We start from the raw sequence: 12430 nt of genomic DNA, 5'->3' as shown, positions 1-12430 counted from the left end.
GCTGAAATTAACCCTGTTCGCGGTGGCAGGCAAATACAGCCTTTCAAGCATCGCGGTTGACCAGCCTGGAGACGAAGGTCCGCAGTTCGAACGGCTTGACCGGCTTCTCCAGGTAAGGCCGCTTCGTCGCGCGCAAGAACACCTGTGCGTCCGGACTGATCGTGTCTCCGGTTAGAAAGGCCAGTCTGTCAGCCTCCGCCGGATGCAAATCGCAGACATGATTGTAGAATCTGCGGCCATCCATTTCAGGCATTTTCAGATCGCTCAGAATAACATCGAATGTTCGCGATTTCAGCTGTTTCAACGCCTCCTTGCCGGACCCGGCAACGATCACCGTGAAGCCGTCCTGGGTGAGGATCTCGGCGATAAGATCGCCGACGTCCTTTTCATCGTCCACCACCAGGCAGACGCGTCCCGTCGACTTCGGCAGTTCGATGGCCTCGGTCTCGGACCGCTCGGCAAGCCGGTCGGAAGCGGGCAGCGAGACCACGAAGGTCGATCCTCCACCCTCCTTCGTCTCGACCTGGATAGTCCCCTGGTGGGATTGAATGATGCGATAGCAGAAAGACAGGCCGATCCCGGTGCCGGCCCCGACCTCCTTGGTCGTGAAGAAGGGCTCGAAGATGCGCGGCAGGATCTCGTTCGGGATACCCGGACCGGTGTCCGCCACCTTGACGAGAATGTTGCCGCTCTCCGGCTGCAGTTCCGTCGATATCATGATGTCTCTTGGGCCGTCCCAGCCATGCACCGCGTGTTCGGCGTTGACCAGTAGGTTGATCAGAACCTGGGTCAGCTGGTCAGGATCGGCCCATATCGCGGGCAGATCAGGTGCACGCTGAACCGAAAGCGATATGTCGGACGACTTGATCGAATAGCCAACGACCTCGACCGCTGCCGTTACAATGTCGTCGATTGCGACATTCGAGGTCCTTGTCGGTTGCTGCCTTGCCATCGCCAGGAAGGTCCTGACGATGCGCGCGCAGCGCTCCGCGGCCCTGCTGATCTTGTCGGCCCGTTCGACGGTCTTGGGGTCGGACGCCGTCTCCTTCAGCGTCAATGACATGCCGAGCACCACCGAAAGCGGATTGTTCAACTCGTGCGCGACGCCTGCCAGCAGGCCGCCGAGTGCGGAAAGCTTCTCGTTCTGGTGCAGCGTTTCGCGCTGGCGCTCCAGTTGCTGCTGCATCTCGATGCGGTCGGAGAGGTCATAGGTGTGGGAAACAATGACCTTGTCGCCGTGGAAATCGATCAGCCTTGCCGAGAGCGAACACCAGCATGCTTCTCCATTCTTGCGCTTCAGTTGCGTTTCGAAATCGTCGACTTCGCCCATCAGCAACAGGCGTTCGACAAACTGCTTCCGATGCGCAGGATGGACGTAGCTGTCGAAGGCGTTGTCGACGCCGCCGAGCAGTTCATCCGAAGCCGGGCTCCGGTAGAGCAGTTTTCCATCCTCCGCCCTCGTCATCTGGATGCTGGCCGGGCAGGCCTCCAGGACCTTGCGGACCAGTTCGTCGGCCTCCTTCGCAGCCAGTTCGGCGCGCTTGCGTTCCGTGATGTCGACACGAGTGACCACGAACCCGCCCTCGCGGGTCGGACAGTTTGAAACGAAGAACCAGCCTCCATCGGTATGCTGGAATTCCTGCTGCCGGAACTCCCGCCTGTCCTTGGCCCGTTCGTCCAGCCAGTCGTCGATCCTGTCCTGTGAAACCGGGAACTGGTTGCGCTGGGCGGTCACGCGCAGGAAGTCGAACCAATTGACACCGGGAACCAGCACGTCCGCACTGAGGGCATGCATCTTGCGGTACTGGCTGTTGGCCAGGACCAGGCGGTCGTCCTTGTCGTAAAGCGCAAAACCTTCGGCCAGGGACTCGATGGCATCGATCAACCGCTCGCTTGCCTGTCGGGTCTGGTTCTGGGCGTCGATGATGTCGGTAATGTTGGTCGCATTGGAAACGATCACCGCCCGCCCCTGGAAATCGATCAGCCGCGCCGAGATCGACCCCCAGAAGATGTTGTCGTTGGCATCGTACTGCCGCACCCGGAAATCATCGATGCAGCCCTTGTCCATAAGGACGCCGACCAGCGTCTTGCGATCATCGGGATTGACGTAATAGCTCCCGATGTGCGCGCGGTCGCCATAGAGCTCCCTGCTGGCCGGGTTGCGGTAGAGCGTTTCTCCCTCGATCGTCGACATCCTCGTGGGCACCGGGCAGGCATCGAGCACCATTTGCATCAGTGCGGTTGCTTCACGCTCAATTGCCTCTGCCTTCTTGCGTTCGGTGATGTCGAGCACGCCGATGACGAGCGACGGCCGGCCGCGATAGTGACTCCGGCGACAATTCGTCGAACACCAGACGTTGGACCCATTCGGTCGCCTGAGCTCGATTTCATGGTCGCGCAGGATGTCGTCGTGGCCGACCCGTTCCCTGATCTTCTCGAAATCATCGGGGTCGACGAAATGGTCGATGATGAACTGCGGCTCGTTCGGCCGCCACTTGCGGCCTAGGAGGCGCGAACCGTCGAGGCTTTCGTAGACGATCTGCTTGCTTTCCTCGTCAACGACCCAGACCGGAAGCGGATGGCTGTCGGTGATGCAGCGGAAGATTTCGGCGCTGTCGAGATGCGCGATCTGGACACGCTTCATCTCGGTGATGTCGGTGCTGATCAGCGCGACACCGCCATTGGGCCTGGGGTGGCTGGTCAGGAGCCTCCAGCCGCCATCGACCGTCTGCGCTTCGAACGGGGGCACATTGTCCTGACGCCAGCGTGTTGCGGCGTGACGCGCGAAATCGTCCGTCGGCTCAACCTCGATGCCGTCGAAGCTCTTCAAGTTCCGGAGAACCTTGCCGACGACGCTGCCGACATCGGCCGGCCCGTCATCGCCGGCAATGCTGGCGCTGCTGTCGCCGTAGATTGCGGCATTGGCGTCCTCGAGCACGTCGTCGATGTCGAACAGCGCGTAGCCAGTTCGCGCATCCGAAACTCGGCAGTCAGCTTGCATAGGTCGTCTCCTCGACGGAAAGCCCGGCATCGTCTTCACGGCGGCGTGATCGCCGATCGCTGAATAGTCGCGCTTTGTTTCGGCTTGAGGTCGAACCAAACCGTTTTGTTTCAGTCTTTCCGGGCTCCGGGTCGTCTGAACGAACAAACGAAACTTTTTTCTCCCGACGCCGAGAACGAACTGAAACACGCGCGCGCTACGCTCAATTGCATCGACTTCGCTGGAAATGGTCTGCGCAGCGGACCCCAACAGCCTACCAAAAAACCGGCAGGCTGTTGATGCCGTCGGCCGCAGGGCTCGAACGAAGTCAATCGAACATCATCCCAAGAGGAGAATTGAGATGAGACGGACCCTACTGGCGTTGTCTGTCGTTCTGCCGGCATGCGGCGCAGCCGATGCCACCGACCTCGCATCGATCATGCAGTTTCCCAGCTTTCAGGGGATCGCATCGCACCAGCCCCAACAAGCACCACGCTCGAAAGGCACGGAGCCAGCCTCCTCGGCAATGGCCTCGCTCGGGGCTCCGTTCGTGCCGGGTCGGTTGCGTTACATGTTCAAGAGCGCACCGATGCGCTCCACCATCCATGGAGCACCCGGTCTGTCGCCTGACGTCATGGCACCCCGAGGCGCCAATCGGCTCATTCCATGCCCAGCGTTGCATCCGCCTGTCGACTGAGCGGGACAGCCGTGGTGCGCCTGGAAGCGGCCAGATTGAAACAAACGAAACACTTCCATCGCCTCCCTGAAAACGAGCTGAAATGAAAATGAACTAAACCTGAAGTGTCGCCGATCCTTGGCGTCGCCAATTGACGGAGTCCTCCCAAATGTCTGCCCTTGCCATTCGGTCCCCCGCTGTTGCTTTCGTCCTCTCCCAGGGGACAAGAATTCGCCTTGCCATCGAGGCCTATCTCGCGCGGCGGGCACATTACCGCGCCGTTCGGAACCTGTCCGAGCTGGACGACTACCTGCTCAAGGACATTGGCGTTCCGCGCTGCGAAATCGACTCGCTTGCCTACGGTTCTTCCGATCGAAAGCGTGGCCATGAACACGACATGGGCTGAGTTGAGCAGTCGAGACTTCACCGAGGTGGAGTTTCGACTGCCAGTGCTTGCGTTGCATGGCTCAGCCAGCAGCGGCCAGCAATGGCAGGGCCTGGCGGACTATCTCCGGGGCAGCTATCGGGTGGTCGCGCCAGATCTTTGCAGATACGCCAGTTCCGATTCCGCAAAGGCCGCAATCGAGGCGATCATCGACGAGCCGATGCACGTCGTCGGCCATCTGCAGGGCGCCGCGCTCGCGCTCGAGATCGCCATGGCGCGGCCTGAACTGGTGCGCAGCCTGACGCTCATCGAGCCGACGGCTTTTCATCTGCTGCGCGACGGAGCACCATCCGATCGGGCATTGTTCGCCGAGCTTGTCGGGCTGGCCGACAGGATGAAGGCGGCGCTCCCAGCACATGACCCGGCAGGCGGCATGAGCGCCTATGTCGACTTCTGGTATGCCCGCGGCGCCTGGCAGAGAACCAGCCCGGGGCTGCGGCAGACGCTCGCCTCTCACCTCACCCGGGCCACCGCGGATCTTGCCGCTTCCCTTGTCGCCTCCTGGCCGGCCGGCGGCTGTGCCCAAATTCGATGCCCGACACTTGTGGCGATGGCGCTCGAAAGCCCAAGCGTCAGCCTGCGCACCACCGAGATTGTCGCCGAAACGATCCCCGGTGCGCGCCTTGCCATGATTGCGGATGCAGGACATATGGCACCGCTGACCGATCCCCACATCGTCGACCCGATGATTGCCGCGCATTTGAAGGCAGTGGATCGTTCAAGAGCCAAACGGCGACCTTGGCACAGAGCCAGCCCACGCAGCCCGGCGACCAGCTTGCCGGCGATCTGACTTTTCCCGCCTTTTGACACGTTCAATCCCCGCCTGTTGCCTAGCAGGTGGGATTTGCTTTTCGCCACAGCCAAGCTGCCTCAGGAATCGGCGGCCCAATTCCCCGCTTCTCGCCCCCGCCCGCCGAAGCCAGCGCGGGCGCCCCAATTCCCTGCTGTTTATCAGTCGCTTGCTGCGTGCCGTTCCAGGCATGGCCAGGCGAACCTCTTGCGTGGCCGACGCCAAAGGCGGTCGCTGTGACGGCCGATCCCTCCATATTTCGGCAGTCGTCGCAGATCTGAAACAAACGAAACACTTCTCTCCGGCGGCAGAAAACGCCCCGCAACAGGCGACCGCTAGAACTGGGACGTCGCCGATATTGGCGTCACTCCCAAGAAAGGAATACTCGATGAAGACTCTGGTTCTCGCCGCCGCCTCACTCGCCATGATGTCCGGCGCCGCACTCGCCTCCTCGCAGAATGGCATGATCGCCAAGTTCAATTCGTCCGCTCGCGTCATCACCCTCGAGAGCGGCAAGAGCTTCACCATCCCGCGCGACGTTGCCCTTCCGCCCGTCCAGGTCGGCGAACAGGTCTCGATCCAGCTCAACGACGAAGGCGACAAGGTCACCACCGTCCTGCGCTAGTTCGGATCTCGGAACAGACTGCCGCAGGCGGCCGGATAAAGCCGCCACCAAAGCCATGGACGCTCACGCGATCCATGGCTTCTTTGTTCAGGCGACGTGTCGCCGGGCGCGCATGCCCAGCCTTGGGGTTGCCGTCAGACGGCTACGTCCGCGGCGATCGGAGGGTATGGATCGTAACCACTCACCTCGAAATCTTCGATCCTGTAGCCATCGATGCTATCCGGCTTCCGCAGCAACCGCAGGGTCGGGAACGGCCGCGGCTCCCTGGACATTTGTTCGCGCGCCTGATGGAGGTGGTTGAGGTAGAGGTGAATGTCGCCGCCCATCCAGACCAGGTCTCCGAGTTCCAGCCCCACCTGTTGGGCGACCATCGCCTGGAGCGCCGCTCCGCCGATGCAATTGAACGGGGCGCCGAGCAGCAGGTCACAGGACCTCTGGAAAATCAGCATGTTCAGACGCCCGGCACTGGTGACGTGGAACTGATAGACCATGTGGCAGGGCGGCAGCGCCATCTGCCCGATCTCGGGCACGTTCCATCCGTGGAAGAGCATCCGCCGGCTCGAAGGGTTCGTCTTCAACGTTTCGATGACACTGGCGATCTGGTCATGCTCGGCCCCGTTAGCGTCTTGCCAGCGGCGCCACTGCTTACCGTAGACCGGGCCGAGATCGCCCCATTGCAGGGCGAACGCCTCATCATCGACGATCCGCCGTTCGAACTCCTGCTGGGAGACGTCCTCACCCGTCTCCTTGCGGTACTTGGCAAGCGGCCAGTCCGTCCAGATGCGAACTTTCTCCTGCAGCAGCGGCCGGATGTTGGTTTCCCCGGTCAGGAACCAGAGCATCTCCTTCACCGCCAGCTTCCAGTAGACCTTCTTGGTGGTGAGGATCGGCACCGTCCCATCCGACAGGTCGAAGCGCAGCATCGCGCCGAACGTCGACAAGGTGCCGACGCCCGTGCGGTCGATCCGCTTGTCCCCCTTTTCGAGGATGTGGGACATCAGGTCGAGATACTGGAATTCCGGGTGGCGCAAGTTCGCTCCTTTGGGCGGAGTTAGGCCCGCGTGCTCGGGCAGGAAGCGGCTAAGGCATTCGGCTGAGAGCCTGAAGCCTTGTAGGCGGAACTACTGTCTGCCGTCCGCGGCGCTATGTTCGGGAAAGTCGGGACTGGGGCGCATCGGTCGGGCTCGATTCGGAGAGTGTCCGATCATAGCGGACCTGCCCGGCCTGAGGCAACGAACACTCGATTTGGGGCGCAGCCCCTCCTGCGCAAGGATGCTGCCGCCGGCACGCGTCAAACAACCGACGCCGGACTGCGAGGCCCGGCGCAGGAAATAACCGAACTGGAAGCAGCACGGCTTAGAGCGCGCCGAGCTTTCCGAGTTCCTTGGCCACCAGATAGTAGAAGGTGACGCGATTCTTGGTGTTGTCGGCCGACATCGCCTTGCAGACCTTCTCGATCGCGCCATCAGCCTTCTTGGCGTCCTCGACGCCGAGCTTCTTGGCGATCCAGCCGGCCTTGACGCGGTCGAGTTCCTTGGGATCGGTGCACGAGACCAGCGAGGAATCGCGGTTCCGGAGCGCGATGCCCAGGTGCTTGACGATCTTGCTCACCACCTCTTCCTTGGCGCCGGCATCGTATTTCTTCACGTCTGCAAGATAGTCGGCCATTTGGATTCCCCTCATCGACGAATTGGCTCATTTGCCGTGGGAAAGGCCGGCCTTGACCGGTAAACGCAACGCAGGCCCCCCAGCGCCGGAAGCTTCGGTTCGCGCAACGCGCGAGTCAACCCTGCGTCTTCGCGTGGTCTGATAAAACTGTTGCATATGGCCCGCTCGACTTGCCGTTCGACCTTTCCTTTTTCGCCGAGCCTCCCTATATTCGATCCGTCAGCTTGACTGACTATGGCGATAAACTGCCGATGTAATAAGCCATTCGGACCCGGGGGCGGTACCCGGCGCCTCCACCAAAAGCCGCCGCGCAGTGAGCGACGGCTTTTGTTGGGGGCGAAATAGGATCGACGAGGGTGTAAAGATCGGACTTTTGCTCGGCATTGTACCACCGTTATCGGGCTAAACTTGTAGTTGCAAACGACAACTATGCGGAAGCACGTCTCGCAGCGTAAGCTGTGCGATAGCTTCAAATTAAGCCCTAGAGGTTCGCACTTCTAGGCGGGGTTCGGAGGTACCTGGCAACAGAAACCTCCACTTCTCTCCCCAAATCTGCTTTCCCCAAATATGAGCTGCCGGCCTTGGCTGGTTTCGTCGTTGCGTGGTTGATCCCGCAATGTCAGCCTGCCTGTGCATGGCCGGTCCCGCTTGTCCGGAGACCTTTCAATGACAAACCCAAATTCCGATCGTTTCTTCGTGCTCACCGGCGGCCCGGGCTCGGGCAAGACCACGCTGATTTCAGCACTCGCCGAGGCCGGCCATGCCACATCGGTCGAAGCGGGCCGCGGCATCATCAGGGATCAGGCCGCGATCGGCGGAACCGCCCTTCCCTGGCACGATACCTCGCTCTTTGCCGAACTCATGTTGTCATGGGAAATGCGTTCGCACGCCATCGCCATGGCCGCATCCGGGCCGGTCTGGTTCGACCGCGGCGTGCCTGATGTCATTGGCTATGCCAGCCTTGTCGGCCTGCCGGTGCCGCCACACTTCGAGAGCGCGGCACAGAAGTTCCGCTACAACAGCCGCGTTTTCATCCTGCCGCACTGGCCCGAAATATTCACCCAGGACAGCGAGCGCAAGCAGGATGAGGACGAGGCCCGGCGCACCCATGCCGCGATGGTCGCAAGCTATACGGCTTGCGGATATGATCTCGTCGAGGTGCCGAGGGCACCGGTTGAGGAACGGCTGGCCTTCGTCCGGGAACGCTCGCGCCTACCCTGAACCGGCTTACGCCGCGCTCGGCAATTGCAACCCCTCCGCGAATGTCCGGTTGCGGCCGGCGCGCTTGGCGGCATAGAGGATCTTGTCGGCGCGGCCGATGGCATCCCATAGCCCTTCGCCGGGATGAAACTCGGCGATGCCGAAGCTGCAAGTGACGGCAAAATCCGCAGGCAGCCCGGCAAAATGGGCGCTTGCGATCTCGCGGCGCAACTTCTCGGTCAGGCTGTATGCCTGGTCCAGGGGACAATTCAGCACCATGATGAATTCTTCGCCGCCCGTCCGCGCAGCTATGTCGCCGGCCCGCAGTTTCTTCCTCATGATCCCGGCGAATGTCGCCAGCACCACGTCGCCAGCGGCATGGCCGAATCGATCGTTGATCGTCTTGAAGCAATCGATGTCGCAGGCAACGATGCCAAGCGGCTTGCCCCGGGCGACAGACAGCAGGCGCGCCTCCCGTCCCTGCAGGCCGCGGCGGTTCAGCAATCCGGTAAGCGGATCGGTGTCGCGCTCTGCCTTCAGCCCCAGAACGATGTCGGCACAGGCGACGACCAGCAGCCCAAGTCCCAGGGTAGCGCCAAGCAGGGACATACTGAACTGCGCCCAGATCCAGAATGCGGATTCGAAGAATGCGTCGACGTCGTCGGGCGGAACCGAACTGCCGTCGAGCAGCACGCGCACGAAGAAGGTCAGGCCAAGACCAAGCAGGAGCCAGACCATCGCGCGGTCGATGACGTTGCCGCGCACAAAGTCCCGCAGCTTCCATGCACCGCTCAAGATGATGCAGCCCATGCCGATATTGAGCACATAGACGCGGACCTGGAGGTTGTTGTCGACGTAGTAGAAATAGCACAGCAGGCCGACAATGGCCGCGAACCAGGCCGCGTGCAGTCTCAGTGGCATCGACCTGCGTGAGCGCGCGAGCACACCTTCGACCAACAGCAGCGGCCCTGCGGCATAGAGCATGGCGGAAACGATCGTGTTGTAGCCGATATCAGGGGGCCACAAGGCGAACTGCACGATGGTGGCGCTGCCGACAGCCGCAAATGCAAGCGAGAAAAACAGCAGATGCCGCCGGCGGCGCTCAAGCAACCACACGCACAAGAACGTTGCTGCGAACAACAGCAGCAAAGCGGAGGGAATGAATTTCAAGATTTTCGATGGCCTCGGGCGTCGTCGCTCTACTTCCGGTGGTCTTGGCGGTGACTTACCGGCTCATAGGTAAATAAGACGATATCAAGGCTGTACGAAGATGGCCGCGACATTTCGGCTCGCTCCCGAAGTCATCGTAAGGCCATCGGCACTGACAACTATGGGGCCGGACGACAATCGCCGGCCCCACCTAATTCATTCGGCCGGCGCTTCCACCGCCACGTCGCGGCTGCGGCCGAGCGTCAGTTGGGCGAGCGCGAAGGCGATGACCGCCGACATGGTGATACCCGCCACCATTGGCAGGGGCGTGCCGTCGAAGAACAGGCCCGCCACCGCCATGGCGACCGCGCCGGTGGCAAAATGCAACGTCCCCATCAGGGCGGACGCAGTCCCGGCAATTTCGCCATGCTCTTCCATCGCCAGCACCGAGGTCGTCGGGATGACCAGGCCAAGGAAGCCGTAGCCGACGAACAGCAGGGCAGCCAGGACATCAAGCCGGTCGACGCCCGAGGCGAATACGGCAAGCAGCACGACCATCATCGTCGCATAACCGACCACCGCGACCCGCACCACGCGCCGCAACCCGAATCGTTCGGTCAGGTAGCCCGTCAGTTGCGACATGCCTATGAAGGCCACCGCATTGATCGAGAAGAACACGCTGTAGACCGATGGCGACAGGCCGTAATGGTCGATCAGGATGAACGACGAGTTGGCGAGATAGACGAAGAAGCTGGCAATGCCGAAGCCACCGATGAACGTCAGACCAAGGAAGTTGCGGTCGCCGAGCAGGAAGCGATAGCCGCTCAGCGCGCTGCGCACCGAGCTTTCGGCACGATGCGCGGCAGGGCGCGTTTCCTTGAGCGAGGTCGACAAGAGCACGATGGCCAGTACGGCCGCACCGGTGACGACCCAGAAAACGGCGCGCCAGCCAAAGCCCTCGATCACCAACGAACCGGTCAGCGGCGCCAGAATAGGCGACACGGAAAAGACCAGCATCAGCAGCGACATCAGCCGTGCCGCCTCAGTGCCGGTGTGCAGGTCACGCACGATGGCGCGCGGCACCACCATGCCGGCCGAGGCGCCGAGGCCCTGGACCACGCGGAAGGCGATCAGCCACTCGATATTGGGCGCGAGTGCAGCCCCCACGCCGCCGATGGCAAACAGCACCAGCCCGATGTAGAGCGGCGCCTTGCGGCCGATCATGTCGGAGATCGGCCCGACGACGATCTGGGCCAGGCCCATGGCGAGGAAGAACACGAGCAAGCTCATCTGCACGGCGGCAGTGCCGGCATTGAGGTCGGCGCCGATCGTCGGCAGCGCCGGTAGGTACATGTCGATTGCAAACGGACCGATGGCCGACAAAAGGCCGAGCACGACCGCTACGCGGAGGAATTGGGGTGTCATGGCGTGATTCTTTCGGATCTGGTTTCCGCCGCGAGAAGACGGCGACGTGTAATCCAAGGACGTTCCGCAGTCCGAAATTCCGACTCTTCCCGAACCGGTCATCTCGAAGCGAGTACATATTTTTAGACACACTTGTCCAAATCGTCAATCACCTGTATATAAAAATTCCATGACACCTGCCAACGCTCCTGACATTGCGGTCGCCCGCAGCCACAGCGCCAAGCGCCTCTCCATCATCGATGCAGCCGCTTGCGTCTTTTGCCGCGAGGGCTTTGCCGGCGCCAATATCGACCTCATCGCAGCCGAGGCCGGCGTCTCGCGCCAGACGGTCTACAACCATCACGGCGACAAGGAGAATTTGCTGGTCGCAGTAGTCCGAGAAATCACCGAACGGATCAATGTCGGCGTTTTCGACACGCTGGCCACCTTCCCCGACAAGCCGGTCGATCTCGAAGCAGACCTCGTGGCCTTCGCGGTACGGCTCAACCAGAACTGCATCTGCAATCGCGACGGCAAGTTCCTGCGCAAGCTCCTGCATACGGAGGGCGAGCGCTACCCAGCACTTTTCGCCGGTTGGCGCGAGGATGGTCCGGCAAAGACCTGGGCCGCCCTTGCCGCGCGTTTTGCCCGCCTGGCGCATGCCGGGTGGCTCGAAATCGACGATCCCGACGTCGCCGCCCGCCAGTTCCTGGCCCTCGTCAACGCCGATCTGCAGATGGCGATGATCTTCGGCGACACAGTCTCGGAGCAGCAACTCAGAACGGCCGCGACCAACGCCGTGCGCTGCTTTCTGCGCGCTTATGGCAAGCCTCGCCCGGCTGCAATCTGATCATCTTCAATACCGCGCTATATCCGGTTTACGCCGGGCTCAAGCTTGATTACAGGTAAGGGAACGATTCAATCGGACCCGCATCGACATATGGCCGAAGACCAGATCCGCTACGACATTCTCGCCCAGGAGGCACTGCGCGGCGTCATGCGCAAGGTCCTGGCGGAAGTCGCGCGAACAGGCCTGCCGGGCAACCACCATTTCTTCATCACCTTCATGACCGGCGCGCCCGGTGTGCGCATCTCCAGCCGTCTGCACGAGCGTTATCCCGAGCAGATGACCATCGTCATCCAGTTCCAGTATTGGGACCTAAAGGTCACCGATACCGGCTTCGAGGTTGGTCTGTCCTTCTCGGATGTGCCTGAAAAGCTCGAAATCCCCTTCTCCGCCGTGCGCGGCTTCTACGATCCCTCGGTCAATTTCGAGCTCGAGTTCGAGGTCAAGGCAGAGCCCGCGGCCGCCCCTGAAGAAGATGCGGCCAAGCCGGAGCCAATCGCGGTGGTAAAGCCGGCCGAGCGCAAGGCCGCGCCAAAGAAAAAGGCCGGTGCGGCCGAGAAGGAAACACCGGAAGAGCCGGCCCACGGCAAGGGCGCCGACGTCGTCTCGCTCGACGCTTTCCGCAAGAAGTAAAACAGGACGAGGT

At 61.6% G+C, this 12430-nt stretch carries 11 protein-coding genes and 1 other RNA gene; 7 read left to right on the top strand and 5 right to left on the bottom strand.

The window, feature by feature from the left end:
- Nucleotides 1–43 precede the first annotated feature (43 nt).
- Complete coding sequence (locus tag CO731_RS14185) at nucleotides 44–3001, bottom strand: PAS-domain containing protein (protein WP_159091641.1); 2958 nt, start codon at nucleotides 2999–3001, stop codon at nucleotides 44–46.
- A gap of 824 nt (nucleotides 3002–3825) precedes the next feature.
- Between CO731_RS14185 and CO731_RS14180 the strand changes: the two genes are divergently transcribed.
- The 3 genes from CO731_RS14180 (at nucleotide 3826) to CO731_RS14170 (ending at nucleotide 5516) form a co-directional block, all read left to right on the top strand.
- Nucleotides 3826–4062 carry a DUF1127 domain-containing protein gene (locus CO731_RS14180; RefSeq protein ID WP_108607668.1) on the top strand — a complete coding sequence of 79 codons (237 nt, stop codon included), beginning with the start codon at nucleotides 3826–3828 and terminating at the stop codon, nucleotides 4060–4062.
- On the top strand, nucleotides 4043–4891 hold the full coding sequence (locus tag CO731_RS14175; protein WP_108679443.1) for an alpha/beta fold hydrolase: 849 nt from the start codon (nucleotides 4043–4045) through the stop codon (nucleotides 4889–4891). Before CO731_RS14180 ends, CO731_RS14175 begins: the two co-directional genes overlap by 20 nt.
- A 388-nt stretch (nucleotides 4892–5279) precedes the next feature.
- Nucleotides 5280–5516 (top strand): DUF1344 domain-containing protein, encoded by a 237-nt coding sequence (locus tag CO731_RS14170; RefSeq protein ID WP_108607666.1) that lies wholly within the window; start codon nucleotides 5280–5282, stop codon nucleotides 5514–5516.
- Between the two features lie 134 nt (nucleotides 5517–5650).
- On the opposite strand, the gene thyA is transcribed toward CO731_RS14170, so the two are convergent.
- Both thyA and CO731_RS14160 read right to left on the bottom strand, forming a co-directional pair.
- Nucleotides 5651–6547 carry a thymidylate synthase gene (gene thyA / locus CO731_RS14165; protein ID WP_108607665.1) on the bottom strand — a complete coding sequence of 299 codons (897 nt, stop codon included), beginning with the start codon at nucleotides 6545–6547 and terminating at the stop codon, nucleotides 5651–5653.
- A 325-nt stretch (nucleotides 6548–6872) separates the two neighbouring features.
- A complete protein-coding gene (locus tag CO731_RS14160; protein WP_108607664.1) occupies nucleotides 6873–7184 on the bottom strand; it encodes a DUF2853 family protein in 312 nt (103 codons plus the stop codon).
- A gap of 179 nt (nucleotides 7185–7363) precedes the next feature.
- Here CO731_RS14160 and ssrA point away from each other — a divergent pair.
- Nucleotides 7364–7723, top strand: a transfer-messenger RNA (tmRNA) gene (ssrA, locus tag CO731_RS14155).
- A gap of 127 nt (nucleotides 7724–7850) precedes the next feature.
- On the top strand, nucleotides 7851–8405 hold the full coding sequence (locus tag CO731_RS14150) for an AAA family ATPase (RefSeq protein ID WP_108607663.1): 555 nt from the start codon (nucleotides 7851–7853) through the stop codon (nucleotides 8403–8405).
- Nucleotides 8406–8411: 6 nt separating this feature from the next.
- Here CO731_RS14150 and CO731_RS14145 read toward each other — a convergent pair whose 3' ends face one another.
- Nucleotides 8412–9554, bottom strand: a complete 1143-nt coding sequence (locus tag CO731_RS14145; protein WP_159091640.1) for a GGDEF domain-containing protein — start codon at nucleotides 9552–9554, stop codon at nucleotides 8412–8414.
- 195 nt (nucleotides 9555–9749) lie between these two features.
- A complete protein-coding gene (locus CO731_RS14140) occupies nucleotides 9750–10958 on the bottom strand; it encodes a multidrug effflux MFS transporter (protein WP_108607661.1) in 1209 nt (402 codons plus the stop codon).
- 169 nt (nucleotides 10959–11127) lie between these two features.
- On the opposite strand from CO731_RS14140, the gene CO731_RS14135 reads away from it, so the two are divergent.
- Nucleotides 11128–11787, top strand: a complete 660-nt coding sequence (locus CO731_RS14135; RefSeq protein WP_108607660.1) for a TetR/AcrR family transcriptional regulator — start codon at nucleotides 11128–11130, stop codon at nucleotides 11785–11787.
- Nucleotides 11788–11877: 90 nt separating this feature from the next.
- Nucleotides 11878–12417: an SspB family protein gene (locus CO731_RS14130; RefSeq protein ID WP_108607659.1), complete on the top strand. Its 540-nt coding sequence runs from the start codon at nucleotides 11878–11880 to the stop codon at nucleotides 12415–12417.
- Nucleotides 12418–12430: the final 13 nt, after the last annotated feature.

This window comes from Aminobacter sp. MSH1, assembly GCF_003071665.1.
In the GTDB taxonomy this organism is placed as follows: domain Bacteria; phylum Pseudomonadota; class Alphaproteobacteria; order Rhizobiales; family Rhizobiaceae; genus Aminobacter; species Aminobacter niigataensis.
Note: the sequence above shows the minus strand (reverse complement) of the source record. Positions and strands in the feature narration are given on the sequence as shown.

What these genes read in the sequence shown, in the direction of transcription:
- CO731_RS14185 (WP_159091641.1), bottom strand. Translation starts at nt 3,001, where the DNA reads ATGCAAGCTGACTGCCGAGTTTCGGATGCGCGAACTGGCTACGCGCTG.
- CO731_RS14180 (WP_108607668.1), top strand. Translation starts at nt 3,826, where the DNA reads ATGTCTGCCCTTGCCATTCGGTCCCCCGCTGTTGCTTTCGTCCTCTCC.
- CO731_RS14175 (WP_108679443.1), top strand. Translation starts at nt 4,043, where the DNA reads ATGAACACGACATGGGCTGAGTTGAGCAGTCGAGACTTCACCGAGGTG.
- CO731_RS14170 (WP_108607666.1), top strand. Translation starts at nt 5,280, where the DNA reads ATGAAGACTCTGGTTCTCGCCGCCGCCTCACTCGCCATGATGTCCGGC.
- CO731_RS14160 (WP_108607664.1), bottom strand. Translation starts at nt 7,184, where the DNA reads ATGGCCGACTATCTTGCAGACGTGAAGAAATACGATGCCGGCGCCAAG.
- CO731_RS14150 (WP_108607663.1), top strand. Translation starts at nt 7,851, where the DNA reads ATGACAAACCCAAATTCCGATCGTTTCTTCGTGCTCACCGGCGGCCCG.
- CO731_RS14140 (WP_108607661.1), bottom strand. Translation starts at nt 10,958, where the DNA reads ATGACACCCCAATTCCTCCGCGTAGCGGTCGTGCTCGGCCTTTTGTCG.
- CO731_RS14135 (WP_108607660.1), top strand. Translation starts at nt 11,128, where the DNA reads ATGACACCTGCCAACGCTCCTGACATTGCGGTCGCCCGCAGCCACAGC.
- CO731_RS14130 (WP_108607659.1), top strand. Translation starts at nt 11,878, where the DNA reads ATGGCCGAAGACCAGATCCGCTACGACATTCTCGCCCAGGAGGCACTG.